The sequence below is a fragment of the Flavobacterium sp. FlaQc-49 genome (assembly GCF_044005985.1).
GTDB classification, from domain to species: Bacteria; Bacteroidota; Bacteroidia; order Flavobacteriales; family Flavobacteriaceae; genus Flavobacterium; species Flavobacterium cupriresistens.
Map to the genome: position 1 here is coordinate 733,497 of NZ_JBIPCS010000001.1, position 16,090 is coordinate 749,586.

Consider the following 16,090-nt stretch of genomic DNA (forward strand, 5'->3'; position numbering starts at 1 on the left):
CAAACTACACCGTATGTTTTACCCTTTTCGAGTTTCAGTATTCAGGTTTCAAGTTTCAGGGTATTACTTACTGTTTTTGAGGTCATCACAATTCTGTCATTTCGAGCGAAGTCGAGAAATCACACATGCTGATCCGTTTCTATTATCCGCAATTTTGTCATACTGAGGAACGAAGTATCTTCACAAGTAATTCCGTAAAGTGAAGCTCAGTAGTATGGATTCAGCAAACGTAGATCCTTCGTTCCTCAGGATGGCAAACTGTATGGAGTTTCTTGCTTGATTACGCCTCCTCAGGATGACAAACTGTGTGGAGTTTCTTGTGTGATTTCTCATTCTTCGAAATGACAAACTACACCGTATGTTTTACCCTTTTCGGGTTTCAGGGTTCAGGTTTCAAGTTTCGGACTATTACTTACTGTTTTTGGGGTCATCACAATTCTGTCATTTCGAGCGAAGTCGAGAAATCAAACACGCTGATCCGTTTCTATCTTCCGCAATTTTGTCATACTGAGGAACGAAGTATCTTCACAAGTAATTCCGTAAAGTGAAGTTCAACGGTATCGATTCAGCAAACGTAGATCCTTCGTTCCTCAGGATGACAAACTGTGTGGAGTTTCTTGCTTGATTACGCCTCCTCAGGATGACAAACTGTATGGAGTTTTTTGCTTGATTACGCCTCCTCAGGATGACAAACTGTGTGGAGTTTCTTGTTTGATTACGCCTCTTCATGATGACAAACTGTGCGGAGTTTCTTGCTTGATTACGCCTCCTTATGATGACAAACTGTACGGAGTTTCTGGTGTGATTTCTCGACTTCGCACGAAATGACAAAATGTAGTGGGGAACTATCTAGAGCACTTTTTTAACTTTTTTCTTTTAAGAAGACGATCCTGAGTTTTTATAGGCAATTCCGGGGCTTATACCTCTGTACTTTTTATATATTTTATTGAAGTGGCTGGCATCTGTAAAGCCTAATTTAGAGGCTATTTCATTGATGTTAAGACGACTGTTTTTCAGCAATTGATCTGCCAACTTGAGTTTCGTTTGTATAATATGTTGCTGAATTGAAACGCCGCTATGTTTCTTTATATAAATACTGATATAGTTTGGAGACATTGCAAAATTAGAGGCTATATTTTCGATACGCATTTTTTCTATATCTAGTGCATACAATCTCATATACCCCAAAATTTGATTTACTCTGTCCAATTCTATATTCTCCGGACATTGTTCCCCATATTGTGATGTTGCATGACTTCTTGCCACTATCATCAATATCGCCCCAAAAAGTTCTACTACCACTTCACGACTGTAGGTGCATGTTTTTGTGAATTCAACTAACATAATCTGTAGTAAGTAGCCCAAATGTTTTTTGTCCTGAACCTCATTTACCAAACTGCCGGAAACAGCTGATACATTTTGCAGCAACGTTTTAATAACTTCCATCCACTTTGCCGTTTTTCCGCCTTCTAGTTTTTCAACAAAAAGTTGCTCTGTAAATTTTACAAATATAAAATGTGTTTGTTCTGTGATCGTGAAATAATGTCCATCTTCGGGTCGCAGCAAAAAAACATCTCCTTCTTTAAAACTAAAAGATACCTCATTGACTATATGATAACCACTTCCTTTTTCAACAAAAATCAATTCATAAAAATTATGTTTATGAGTAGGAAATTCCCATCGATCTAATTCAAGTCGGAACACATTTAAAGAATAATAACTGTTAAAACGCTTCATATGGATACAATAATTATTTACAAAAGTAGAATGAATTTTTACAACAACTTCCTTGTCTTAGCAAAAATCTTTATTTCATATACTTCTTTGGCCTATAGACATTTATAACACCATCCGATAAAATTATTCAAATTGCAGCAAATCATTAGATTTTTTTATTCCAAATCGCCTTTATCATTGCTGCTATTTGTCCTTTCCATTGCAAATAAAAAATTCGGATTTGAATAACCGTCGGTTTTGTCCTAAACCTTAATAGTACCATTTTTGGCTAAAGCCCAACATCATTAGCATTCTTAAAAAAAAATCTCACGCAGATTTTAGCGGATTGAAATAAAAAAATCCGCAGAATCTGCCTGAAAAAATAACTTAACTTAATGACATTTGGCTAAAACTTACAGTAATACCTTTTTAAATCTGTTGGTTAAAACCAAGGACTATTAAAAAAATACCTTTCAAATAATTTAAAAAACTATATTACCTAAATGCACTACAGGTTTCTTTAATTTTTTTTCCAATTGCCATGTAAAGTAAATAGTGAAAACAAACAAGCGATTGAGAAAAGAATTACTTCTATTCAACAATCGCTTATCACTCTAATTTTCAAAATTTCTTGTATAAACCTTATATCAAATAAATCACAAACATCAATATACAGTCCTGGTTCAAATTAGAGTTCTCTTTTTCCTTTTAGAGGTATTTAGATTATAATTACGTTTCTAAAAATAACATCCAAATAACTGCTTTTAAATTAAGTGTGTACTAATTCCAGCTCACCACTGCCCAAGTAGATCCATCGGCTATTACGGTTACTGCTTTAGGATAGTTCAATGTTGTAAAAGTACCACCATCATATGTAACTGCGGCACCAAATGTTAAAGTTGTCCCTTGATCACTTTTCTTAATTGTTAACTTTTTACCTTGATTAGTAGTCGTAACAGCAGGTAATGTCAAGGTCATATTTCCGGTACACACCACAAATTCATCTGTACTGACAACGGTGTAATTGGCACTTACTTTTCTCAACGCAGCAAGAAGATTTGCTTTTTTATCTAACTCTACTTTAAGACCTGCCGGATGAACCGCCTTTGTCGTTTCTGTTCCAGTTGTCGTTTCTGCCGCATTAGCCAACTGAACTTTACCCGCTTTTGATTCTGTTGAAGCAACAACACTAGGAGAATCCGCTGAACCTAATAAATCACCCGCTAATTGAATCTTTCCTTTTACTAAAGTTGTTGCGTCGGGTGTAGCATTACTCACTGCTGTAGTTACAAAAGCTGTTGTGGCTATAGAAGTATCATTATCGCCAGCTGCCGCTGTTTCTGTTTTAGCATCACCTGTAAATGTTGGGGCAGCTATAGGTGCTTTTTTATTTAATTCGACTTTCAAACCTTTTGGGTGCACTGCTTTTGAATCTAATGTTCCTTCAGTGGTTTCTGTTTCGTTAGCCAACTGAACCTTACCTGCTTTCGATTCTGTTGAAGCAACAACACTAGGAGAATCCGCTGAACCTAATAAATCACCCGCTAATTGAATCTTTCCTTTTACTAAAGTTGTTGCATCGGGTGTAGCATTACTCACCGCTGTACTTACAAAAGCTGTTGTGGCTATAGAAGTGTCATTATCGCCAGCTGTCGCTGTTTCTGCTTTAGCATCGCCTGTAAATCTTGGATCCGCTATAGTTGCTTTTAGATCTAATGCTTCTTTCAAACCTTTTGGATGAACTGCTTTTGTAGATAATGTTCCAGCTTTAGTTTCTGCAGCCGTAGCCAATTGAACTTTACCCAATACTGTTTCTGTTGCATCAGCGACATTAGCTGTTGCGGATTTCCAAACGATATTACCATTTGCATCTGCTGCAGTTGCAACCTGACCTGTTAATGGGGCAACACCATCTGTACCTTTGCCAATGGCTAATGAGGTTAATGTGGTTTTACCTGTTGTATCATCAATAGAGAGGGCGTCAGAAATATCCACGCTCCAAATACTGAATTTTCCACTCTGTTTATATAAACTAAACCCCTTTGTATTCGTAGCCAACCTATCTTTAATAATCATTTGAAAATTTGCTGTAATCTGGTTTGCATTAGTAATATCATGATTTCCCATATTCAAATCTCCAGTCATAGTACCTCCCGAAAGATCTAGTTTTCCACTTACCGAAGGTGCGTCCCTCCAAACGACATCACCATCTGCATTCTTTGCAGTTGCAATCTGGCCTGCTACTGGGGCAGTAAGATTATCTGAACCATATGAAATGGTTAATCTGCTTAATGTGGTTTTGCCAGTAGTAGCGTTTATAGAAAAATTATTTTCACCCCTTTGTTGATTGTAAATCTTAAAATTATTTGAATTATAACCTAAGCTAAAAAACCCTCTAGGAAGGGATTCTGAAGGATCTTCGAAGTAAAGGGTACCTACATTATTAATATTTTTTAATCCCATACTCAAATCTCCGGTCATAGTACCTCCCAAAAGATTAAGTTTTTTATCTAATTCAAATTTCAATCCTGCCGGATGTACTGCTTTTGTCTTGTCTGTTCCTGTAGTAGTTTCTGCTTCTGTAGCCAACTGAACTTTACCTGCTTTCGATTCTGTTGAAGCAACAACACTAGGAGAATCCGCTGAACCTAATAAATCACCCGCTAATTGAATCTTTCCTTTTACTAAAGTTGTTGCATCGGGTGTCGCATTACTCACTGCTGTACTTACAAAAGCTGTTGTGGCTATAGAGGTGTCATTATCAGCTGCTGCTGCTGTTACTGCTTTTGCATCTCCTGTAAATGTTGGGGCAGCTATGGGTGCTTTCGTATCGACATATTGTTTGGTAGCAGCTCCCAAATTCGCAGTCGGGTCTCCTGATAGGGTCAACAATCCTGTCATAGTAGCCCCGGAAAGAGGTACATTTTCATCACTGGCCGAAGTACTATACCATTTACTTCCATCATATACTTCTAACCTTTTTGTTGTAGTATTATAAATAATCAAACCAATGGCGGTCGGAACAATAGCATCTCGCTGAATAGTTGTCATTCGTGGAGCTAAAAAACCTTTTGATGTTGATTCTAATTCCAAAACAGCGCTTGGACTCAATATAAAAGGATTATCTCCAATCTTTTGGACTACCTGACTGCTCACAGACTCAGTAGCCAAGGCAAGCAATAGTATACTTCCAACTTTAAGAATATTTTTATTCATAATAAATTATTTTTTATTGACTAAAATGATTTAGGATACTGATCTGTTTTACCTATTAATAATCTAGAATTATTTTTATATTTCATTTGTTAGCCCAATTTAATTCGAGTTATTTTAAATTATGACAGTACTAATTCCAACCTGCCACAGTCCAATTTGATCCATCTGAAATTAGAGTTATTACTTTAGAATAATTTATTGTTGTAAATGATTTCAGTACGCGCATATCATCAAAATAGTAAACTGCGGCACTAAAGGTTAAAGTACCCTCACCTGTTTTGCAAATTTTAAGCGTTTTGTTTTTGTTAAGCGCAACATCTGGCAATGTCATTGTCACATTTCCACCAGCATATATAACTTCATCTGCGCTGGATGTATAACTACTATTTAATGCCGTTTTAACTACGATAACGTTTGCTTTTTTATCTAATTCTACTTTCAAACCTGCAGGATGAACTGCTTTTGTCTTGTCTGTTCCAGCTGTAGTTTCTGCAGCATTAGCCAATTGAACTTTACCCGCTTTCGATTCTGTTGAAGCAACAACAGTAGGAGAATCCGCTGAACCTAATAAATCACCCGTTAATTGAATCTTTCCTTTTACTAAAGTTGTTGCGTCGGGTGTCGCATTACTCACTGCTGTACTTACAAAAGCTGTTGTGGCTATAGAAGTATCATTATCAGCTGCTGCTGCTGTCTCTGCTTTTGCGTCTCCTGTAAATTTTGGATCCGCTATAGGTGCTTTTAGATCTAATGCTTCTTTCAAACCTTTTGGATGAACTGCTTTTGTTTCTAATGTTCCAGCTTTAGTTTCTGCAGCATTAGCCAACTGAACTTTACCCGCTTTCGATTCTGTTGAAGCAACAACACTAGGAGAATCCGCTGAACCTAATAAATCACCCGCTAATTGAATCTTTCCTTTTACTAAAGTTGTTGCATCGGGTGTCGCATTACTCACTGCTGTACTTACAAAAGCTGTTGTGGCTATAGAAGTGTCATTATCTGCTGCTGTTGCTGTCTCTGCTCTAGCATCTCCTGTAAATGTTGGGGCCGCTATAGGTGCTTTCGTATCGACATATTGTTTAGTAGCTGCACCTAAATCCGCAGTCGGATCTGCTGATAAGGTCAACAATCCTGTCATGGTAGCTCCGGAAAGCGGTATGTATTTACCACTGCCAGAAGTACTGTACCAAACTGTTCCATCCCACACTTCCAACGTATTTGTTGTAGTATTATAAATAATCAAACCAACGGCACGCGAAACAATAGCATCTCGCTGAATAGTTGTCATTCGTGGAGCTAAAAAACCCTTTGATGTTGATTCTAATTCCAAAACAGCGCTTGGACTCAATGTGAAAGGATTATCTCCAATCTTTTGGACTATCTGACTGCTAACAGACTCCGTAGCCAAGGCAAGTAATACTACACTTCCTATTTTTAATAAATTTTTATTCATAATAAAATATTTTTTATTTTTTTTTTCTAAAATGATTTAGGATTCTGATCGGTTTACACCTAAAAAATCAAATCATTTTTTATTTATTTTGTCGATTCAATTTGAGTCATTTAAATTATGTGAGTACTACCACTCTCCCACATTCCAAACCCCATTATTAGCCCATACAATTACTGATTTAGGATAGTTTATGGTTGTGAAAAATTGGTTAGAAGTATATTTAATTGGGCTACTAAAAGTTAAAATTGTACCTTCATCTACTTTGTAAATCACCATTCGTTTGCCATTATTGCTCACGGGATCAGGTAATGTTATGGTTACATCTCCGACACATGATAAAAATTCATCTGTACTCACAGCTGTATAATTGGCCGTTACATCTTTCAATACGGGAAGGCCCGCTTTTTTATCCAATTCTACTTTCAAACCTGCGGGATGAACTGCTTTTGTATCTACTGTTCCTGCTGTAGTTTCAGCAACCGTAGCCAACTGAACTTTACCCGCTCTCGATTCTGTTGAAGCAACAACACTAGGTGAATCTGCTGTACCCGATAAGTCACCTGCAAGTTGTATTTTCCCCATAATCAAGTTCGTAGCTTCTGGGAGTAATGTTCCATCAGCCCCAGCAGGTCCCTGGTCTCCTTGAATTCCTTGTATACCCTGTAAACCAGTATCTCCTTTTTCTCCTTGAATTCCTTGTATACCCTGTAAGCCAGTATCCCCTGTATCTCCTTTTTCTCCCTGAATTCCTTGTATACCCTGTATTCCAGTATCTCCTTTTTCTCCCTTTAACCCATTTTGTAATGGAATCCAGTTTTTAGGATTTGATCCCGGTTCTAAAACATAAAAAATTTTGGTTGTAGTATCCAAATAGAAGTTTGTTCCTGCAGGGATACTCACTCCCGGAGTTCCCGGAGCTCCAGCAGCACCTGTAAGGTCATTTGAGCGTGATAAATTATTTAATTCATCAGAAATTACGATCCTATTCCATTTATTATTAAACCAGTAATAATATCCTGGCATAACATCTAAAATACTTGAAGTATTAAAAACTAAAAGGCTTTCAACATTCCCATTATCAATAGTTTTAATATCTGTTGTACCAGTAAGGGAAATTCTAGGAATTAACATCCCTTTATTTACACCCTTAGCAGTTGTAACATCTAATTGAGCTGATGGATTTGGGACAAGAGTTCCAATTCCCACCTGAGCATAACTAACATAACCTCCTATTAGAAACAATGAGAAGAAACTAAGTACATCTTTTTTCATATTTAAATCAATTTATTTCTATGCAAATAAAAAAAAGTACAACTATTATTAGCCAATATGTTTTATTAGTGCGTAAATCGAATTGATATTTGATATATCTAGTTTTACTTTCAAAACATTATTGCGGGATATCCGTAATAGTAATTTTATGTACTAATGTTTTATTATTTGCATTTTGCTGTCATACAAAATATATTTAAACAGAAAAAAGAGCTAATTGTATCTGTACAGAACGCGGAGAAACATTTATTTTCCTAAAAAAACAGCTTCCTTATTCTTTTACTACCTACAAACCAGCAACTTGAATAAATCACAAAAGTGTTGGGTATTATTTAGAAAAGTAGGAAACAACAAATAGTATGTTATCTTAAATAAAAAAAAATCCAACTTTACAGTTAAATCTTTATTTCTATAAAACAATCCTATTTCAATAATAAGAAGTCCATTAGAGTGAGAGGATATTGAGAAGTATAAAAACAAAAAGAGTGAAAATTTTAAAATTTTCACTCTTTTTGTTTTTCTGTAATAACTTTAGAGCGCATTTACGTCAAACTATTACAGGCAAAAAACTAAAAACCGAACCTCATTATTGATCAATTAATTTATAGCTTCTTCTAAATTTAGGCTACGATTTTTTATCTCTGCAGACTAATGATGGCCCAAACATACGTGCAAGATAAAAAAGCGTTTAAGAGAATATAATTAATTCAAGCTGCTGGTTCATTATTCTTTTTCAATCTGTTACTATTTGAATAGTCTCCTGCTTTTGCTCAATAGCATGAAGTTAAGTTATTTTTCACGCAGATGCTGCGGATTTTTTTTATTTCAATTCCCTAAAATCTGTGTGAGACTTTTTTACAAAATCCTATAACTTGTTTCATTTCACAGAAAAGAGAAATAACAACTTGAATTAATTATTTTAACAGAACAACAGTTTGGAATCAAATTAAAATAAAGGTATGCTTTTTTACAGAAGTTCCCATCTGTATGAACCGTTTTTTGATTAATCGCATCAAAACCGACTTCTTTAATGGCTCCTGAATGTTTCAATATTGCATCAACTAAATCAAAAGATGCTCTTTAGATTGCAGCAATTAAACACTTCATTTCTTAAACAAAGATCTCTTTCTTACAGATACCGGTACTTCATCGCCATTACTCATCACTACATGGGCTAATTTCTTCGATATTATTTTATTTTTGGCCACTAAGTGTGAATTGTGAACTCTTATAAAGTCATATTCACTCAATAGATCTTCATAATACTTCATGTTTTTTGACACCAAAATTATTTTATTTTTCAAAATAAACTTGGTATAAGCTGTATCCGCTTCCAGTCTGATAATATCTTCAATATCAACATAAAAAGTTTCAGACAAAACATTAAGAGTCAGACGAGGGACTTCCTTTTTTCTGTTGCTTAAAAAATACTCAATCTGAGCCCGATTGTTAATTCTCTCTTTTGCTTTTACTATTGCTTTTGCAAGATCATCAGGATCAACCGGTTTAAGAATATAATCAATCGCACTAAACTTAAAAGCTTTTACTGCATGATTATTATAAGCGGTAATAAAAATGATTGAAAAATTTATTTGCGGGATTTTTGATAATAATTCAAAACAATCTCCATCAGCCAACTGAATATCCAGAAAAACAATATCTACACTCGTATCTTTCAAGAAAACAAGACTTTCGAATATACTGGAAATCTTAGCACAAATCTTAAACTCTGGCTCTAAAATAAATAACATCTTTTCAAGGGCTGAAGCCGCAGCTACCTCATCTTCAATAATTAATACTTTATACATATTTTATTGTGTATTTAAATTCAATTTTAGTTCCTTCAAAATCCGGTCTGGACACAACCGTAAAACTTTTCAAATCTTGGCTATTGTGCAGAAAGAGCCTGGCTCTAAAAACTTCTGTGGAATGTAACTTATCGTCTTCAACCACCTTATAGCCAACCCCGTTATCCGAAATACAAAAACCAATTCTTTTCTCAGAAATATTAAATATCTTTATCTTTAGAATCCCTAATTCTTCAATTCCTTTAAAACCAATTTCTATAGCATTTTCTACAAAAGGTTGCAACATTAAGGGCGGAACTAAAATAGTCTCAATTTCGACATTTTCATATTCTATAAAACAATCAAAACTTTCCCCAAACCTCATTTTTTGGACTGATATATAATTTTTTAACGCCCCCAAATCTTCCTCTAACGTAATATATTCTTTTTGTGTAAAATCAAAGTTCTGTCTTATGAGCTTCGCAAATTTTGCTACATGGGAAGCTGATACTAATATATCAGAATCCATCATTGAGTTCTGAATCGCAACAAGGGCATTAAATATAAAGTGGGGATTCATCTGTGATCTCAATACTTTCTGCTCCAACTGCAGCGCAGTTTGTTGTTGTCTTACAATATTTTTACGATAAAAGCCGTACAAAATAAGCCCTATCAGCAACATGATTACAAATACTATAATACGTTCACTCTGGAATACCTCTTGTTCTAGCTGGTTCTTGTCATTCAATAGCTTAATATCCTCACTCTGATGTTTAATCCTCGCTTGCTCCGTAGTCCTGTCCACCAGATCTTTTTTTTCTAAAAATCGCACACTCTTAAACTCTTTTAATTCTAGTTTTTGATAATATAAGGCACTATCCAGCATCATTTTCTTTTCGTAACATTCAGAAAGAATTCTATACAAGCTTTCTTGATCGTTTAAAAAATAACTATTACTTGAATAGTAACCTAAAGATTTTTTACCATAATAGAGAGCACTGTCTATCATTATTTTTCTTTCAAAAACTAATGCCATTTTTTTATTTATACTGGCCTCGAGACTCTTCAAATCGATATACGGGACATACCCCTTTGAGACATACTTTAATGACGTCTTTAAGCAAAAATAAGCACTATCATAATTTTTCAAATCAATATATACAGAAGCCATGTTATTATAAGTTGAACTGTGCAGACTAAAATTTTTATTCAACTTATCGTTTTTAATAGATAACCTAAAATATTTCAGCGCTTCTTTAGGAATTTTCTGTTTTCTTAATATAATTCCATATTGATTGAAGATTCTTGACAAATTGATTTTATAGTTAATTTTTTTAGAATGCTCAATAGTTTTCTTTAAAAACACTTTTGCTTTTTCAAAAGATTCTAAACTGTTATAGTATCTTACTGTCTGAAAATAACTATCAGACAGTACTGTCGAATAGGGGGCGTGCTCTTCAAGTTGCAGATTATTTTGAAGGATAATTTCCAATGCTTTTACAATTTTATCGCGATCAAAATAATATTCAGCATTAATAATATTAACAATACCCTTTTCCGGATAACACTTATCATTGTTACAAATGACAAGCGCTTTTCTCATTTCCATTTCGGCCAAAACATCTAAGTTTCTTGATGCCATAAACTCAGCCGATTTTGCGTAAATAACTTGCGATATCTTTGGGAAATCTATGTTTTTATCTTTAAGTATATCTAACTGATTTTTACACCATGAATATCGGTTGGTTTGGTATCCATAAATTACACTATCTATTGCATCAAAATCCAAATCTGACTGACTATATGCTTTAGGCGCTAAAAATAGAGTTATAAAAAAAAGAAGAAAAACTAATCTATTTCCAATCATCATTTTAAATATTACAATTTTGATAAAAAATACCTCTTAAAGATATTACTTTATTTACTAGTAAGTTGCTCGTAACTAGAATTTTATTAAATAGACCGTACTACAATTTCAATTCTCTTCTTCAACTTATGCTTCTTCTCACTACAAAAGACCTCATGTCTAAAATTTGCAACACTTATAAATACTTGAGTTGCCAAATTCTTATATATCTTGAAATATCCTCTATCAACAAGTTTTTATACATCTCAACAGTATCAATAAACCCATCTGCTTTTTATACAATTTAAGCTTAACCTACAAAAATTAAAAGAAACGGGGTTCAAGGTTTTTGGAGCTTCCGCTCTTGAAAATTTTAAATCCAACAAATAACTCATGCGATCCTGAATTATAATTCGTCAACTTAGTTACTTCGGTATCATAAGAATATCCAATAAAAAGATTGTTTGTTATCTGAAATCCGCAGAGTGCACTGAAAGAAGATCCGACTCGGTATGAAATCCCGGCATTAAATTTCTCTGCATAAAGAAAATTAGCTGAAACGTCTGCTTGCAAGGGAGCTCCTTCAATGTTTTTAATCATAAAAGTAGGTTTAAATTTCAGATTATAGTCCAGATCAAAAACATACCCACCAATAAGATAGGTTTGAAACTTTCTATGAACAACGGAATAATTTTCTTCATTATATCGTTTCGTCATAATCATCTGCGGCACTGAGAGCCCTACATAAAATCTGCTTGAATAGGCATAAACACCGGCACCCACATTAGGTGAAAGTTGATTTTCTACATTACTGGCAAAAACCGGATCTAAGTCGTTATAAATTTTCAGCTTTGTAAAATCAACATTTAATACATTTAAAGAAGTTTTAATACCAAAAGCAAGTTTAAAATTATCAATATCCAAACCATACGATAAATCTAATGCCAGGTTATTTTCCTGCATTGGTCCAATATTATCATTGATTAAGGAAACCCCTACTCCCATTTTTTTGTACATGGGTGCATTCATCGATATCGATGCTGTTTTCGGCGCTCCGTCCAAACCTACCCATTGTGAACGATAGCTTCCTGTAATATTTGTACAATTATCACTTCCTGCATACGCTGGATTGAAATATGTGGTAGTGTACATATATTGCGAATACTGGGGATCCATCTGCCCTAACATACTAAAATTAATACTTAGTAAAAAAAGTAGTAGAAAAAAGACATTTTTTCCTGTTGTATTTTTTTTCATAAATTCTCTGTGCGATACTATTAATATCTTACGAAGAAAATTCAAAAAAACACACTCGATCACTACAAGTTAATAATCGATATGTTCTAACTTATAATTGTGCTAATAATCAAACGGAGTGTAATTAAAATAGCCTAATTTGCTCTTTAATTGACAAGGGAAATTGCAAAATGAAAATCATAAATTTATGATTCAATCTTTTAATTCTATCTAACTCCTTTTAAGTTACTGGCAAAGAGGGGCCTTTTTTTTGCCACGAATTACACTAATTTCCGCGAATTATTTTTTGCCACAGATTAGGAGGATTTTCACAAATTATTTGATTCTTTTTAAAATCACTAACAAAGGGGGGGCTTTTTTTGCCACGAATTTCGCAAATTGCCGTTAATTATTTTTTGCCACAGATTAAGAGGATTTGCACAGATTATTTAATTCTTTTTAAAATTACTGACAAAGAGAGGTCTTTTTTTTGCCACGAATTACACTAATTTCCGCGAATTGTTTCTATGCTGTTGGGGGTTAAACCATCCTAAGCCTTCAATCTTCGGCGATGTTTCTCGCCAATAATTTTAAAACTTGATTCGTGTAATTCGTGACAAAATGATGAAAAACAAGAAATACAAACGACTTACTCATCACTAACTCTTTTTTAAAATTACTGATAAACATTAAATTTATATTTCCGACTTTTTGGATTATTCTAGCCTTTTGTTTTCACGCAGATTCAGCAGATTTTCTCCTTGCTTCCTTCGAAAATCTTTCAACAGGAGGACAGCGAACAGACGAAGCAAATCTACATGCTGTTCTCTTTGATGTCTTTACTGTTTTAACATTGTACACAACTTAGCAACTCTTTGTTGAGCTCCAAAATGAACTTTCCTACAATTTGTGCTAGAATAAAAAGTAGCCACGGATTTTTAAGATTAAAAAGGGTTTTCTTTTTCTTTTTAAACTAAAGCTATTTGTTATTCTTTTTTTACTACTCCACAACTTTTAGATTTGATCTTTTAACTAATAAAACTAGATCTTACAAGTGATGCCAAATTAATTCAGTACTAAACGCTAAAATCGTGGATCAAGACATATTGTTGTGGAGGAACAAATATCTTGTAGTTCTGTAATTTCGAATCAAGTTAAAAAGTTGTGAAATAATTTTTAGAAATTTCTTTTGTTTAGAAGTAGCAGATCATATACTTTTTGGCCAGAGCTTTTTAAGGTTCCTAATTTTCTAACTTCTCGCTTTGACGATCTCGAAAAGACGCCAAGCCGCTAAGTTTTTTCCTGTTTTTTCATTAAAACTTTGCGATTTTGCGACTCTGCGAGATTTTTACTTCCCCACAACTTTAGGACTTGATCCAAAACCGTATGCTAACAAGCTTTTAGTACTGAATAAGATATTATTAGAAAAAACAAAAGACCAAATCCAAAAGTTGTTGGGAAGCAACTTTTAGACTTGATCTGTTTTTTCATTTACTATATCATCATATGTAAATGAAATTCAATGATTTTATATGTATAAAAAAATATACACTTACTCACTAAGATACAAATACCCTGATTTTGTATTTAATTTTTTATCAGCTCCGGTTCCGTATTCAATGGTATAGAAATAAGTGCCCGCCGGAAGCTTACCTGTTCCGACTTTTATTCCTTTACCAGCCATGAATCCATCGAAAACATTTCCTGTAGAATCATAATTGTTTGTTTTAAAAACTCTGGCTCCCCATCTATTATAAATCTCAACGGTATTATTAGGATAGTTTTCAATATTTTCAATTTTGAAATAATCATTTACTCCATCATTATTAGGTGAAACGGCATTATATGTCTTTAAATCTGATCCTGCCCCTGCCGTATCCTCCCTTTTTATCTTTGCCAAAGTAAAGATTCCTTTAGCATCGTTTTTAGTGACAGCTGTCACGACCTTACTCTGCAGATCGGAAACACTGTTAATGACTATCCATTTTTTGCTTTCCGGATTCCATTTTACAATTCCAATTTTTTTAGGATCTGAAATTATTTCGGACTGCGACATATCTTCAGACCAACTTAGTGAAATAAAAATATCAGCCTTATCGTTCTTATCTTTATCAATAACCCAATATTCATTATCTGCAATTAATTCTACCTCATCTTCTTTTGCGGAATGTGGGTACAATGCATCTGAATTCAAATTATAATATATTACATTTAAAATATTTACATCATCCAGACCTGATATAATATAACGTCTGTAACTTTTATTAGTTCCAATTGGAAATGTAAAATCCGATTTACCCATCTTATATACATCTCCATCAACAAAACTTAAATCTGAAGCCAAGCTATTTACTGCATCAAAACCAAAAGTTATAGCCCCTCCAAAATCTCTATTGTTCAAAATCCCTTTTTCAAACAGAGCCATTCCATCTATAGAAATATTACCACGTAGATTAAAACTGGCATTTGAACGATTAGTATTCAAAAATTGAACATTTTTAAATTGAGATTCCACAGTCCCTTCGATATTTTGTATTTCTGAACCCGTAAATCTGGTGTAACCGTTTTGTTTGTCATTGAAAGCCACTACGCCATTATTACGAAAATTTTGTTTAAAAGAAACATCGCCATCATTCTGAAAACGCCCATTTACAGAATTGATAAAATCTCCATATACAGAAACTATAGTATTCTCTTTTATTGAGACAATCCCATTATTTAAGACCTCATTATTTTGGCCAAAACAAATCACAACTTGCAAAAAGAAAGCGGTAAGATATAATTTCATATTATTACTAAATTTATTTATTTCAATTCCCCATAAATGGTCTTTTTGCAATCTTAAATCCTCTTTTTTCATATTAAATATCTAATTTCAAAGCAAATAAACCACCAAACGGACAATCAAACAAAAGGAATTAATAATCAAAACGATTCGTTTTATAATCGTGAAAATTTTAAGTAAGCAGAATTAATTCGAATGAAAACAAAATTAACTTTAAATCAAAAAACAAGATGGGACAAGTACTATTCATAAGACCCGCTACCTAGTTATTGGTCAGGAATCTGCCCGCAAATGACATCCCCAAACGCCATAAAACAGACAGATAACCTGAAACAATATTTAAAAGAATAAAAATTGAAATTCACCCTCTTGTTCTAATGAAACATAAAACATCGTTTAATTACCTTAACAAGTTTAATCCATCCAAAACACAAACTTTTCATCGGCTTCATTATGGCAATCCGGTCTAATTCCATTATTCCATAAAAGATATTTATCTTACCTTTTAACGAAATCCGTGCAAACTTACAATAGCATAAACTAAAACCTTTTAATTAATCAACACCTGATCGATTGCAATTTATATTTGAAACAAAACCTTTCAAAATGCTACATTTTATTCGAGCAAAATTGCATACGACATACTGCTATCTCTTTAAATTACAGAAACAATTTTTCAGAAAACTTTGTCCCTAAATTTGTTAAGTATTCTTATTTTTTTTGATTTTTGATCTTCAATAAATACAATAAATCCCTTAATTAAGTGTTTATACAAATAG

General features: G+C 33.7%; 8 protein-coding genes. All 8 read right to left on the minus strand.

Annotation, left to right across the window (positions count from 1 at the left end):
• Nucleotides 1–876: 876 nt before the first annotated feature.
• A complete protein-coding gene (locus tag ACHRV3_RS02580; protein WP_395434446.1) occupies nucleotides 877–1,737 on the minus strand; it encodes a helix-turn-helix domain-containing protein in 861 nt (286 codons plus the stop codon).
• A 759-nt stretch (nucleotides 1,738–2,496) separates the two neighbouring features.
• Nucleotides 2,497–4,932: a hypothetical protein gene (locus tag ACHRV3_RS02585; RefSeq protein WP_395434448.1), complete on the minus strand. Its 2,436-nt coding sequence runs from the start codon at nucleotides 4,930–4,932 to the stop codon at nucleotides 2,497–2,499.
• 130 nt (nucleotides 4,933–5,062) lie between these two features.
• Nucleotides 5,063–6,385, minus strand: a complete 1,323-nt coding sequence (locus ACHRV3_RS02590) for a hypothetical protein (protein ID WP_395442773.1) — start codon at nucleotides 6,383–6,385, stop codon at nucleotides 5,063–5,065.
• Nucleotides 6,386–6,511: 126 nt separating this feature from the next.
• A complete protein-coding gene (locus ACHRV3_RS02595; protein WP_395435721.1) occupies nucleotides 6,512–7,657 on the minus strand; it encodes a hypothetical protein in 1,146 nt (381 codons plus the stop codon).
• A 1,103-nt stretch (nucleotides 7,658–8,760) separates the two neighbouring features.
• On the minus strand, nucleotides 8,761–9,465 hold the full coding sequence (locus ACHRV3_RS02600; protein ID WP_230002238.1) for a LytTR family DNA-binding domain-containing protein: 705 nt from the start codon (nucleotides 9,463–9,465) through the stop codon (nucleotides 8,761–8,763).
• Nucleotides 9,458–11,314 carry a histidine kinase gene (locus ACHRV3_RS02605; RefSeq protein ID WP_395435720.1) on the minus strand — a complete coding sequence of 619 codons (1,857 nt, stop codon included), beginning with the start codon at nucleotides 11,312–11,314 and terminating at the stop codon, nucleotides 9,458–9,460. The genes ACHRV3_RS02600 and ACHRV3_RS02605 overlap by 8 nt, the downstream gene beginning before the upstream one ends.
• Before the next feature lie 300 nt (nucleotides 11,315–11,614).
• Nucleotides 11,615–12,547 carry a type IX secretion system membrane protein PorP/SprF gene (locus ACHRV3_RS02610; protein ID WP_395435719.1) on the minus strand — a complete coding sequence of 311 codons (933 nt, stop codon included), beginning with the start codon at nucleotides 12,545–12,547 and terminating at the stop codon, nucleotides 11,615–11,617.
• A 1,531-nt stretch (nucleotides 12,548–14,078) separates the two neighbouring features.
• A complete protein-coding gene (locus tag ACHRV3_RS02615; RefSeq protein WP_395435718.1) occupies nucleotides 14,079–15,386 on the minus strand; it encodes a gliding motility-associated C-terminal domain-containing protein in 1,308 nt (435 codons plus the stop codon).
• Between the last annotated feature and the right edge of the window lie 704 nt (nucleotides 15,387–16,090).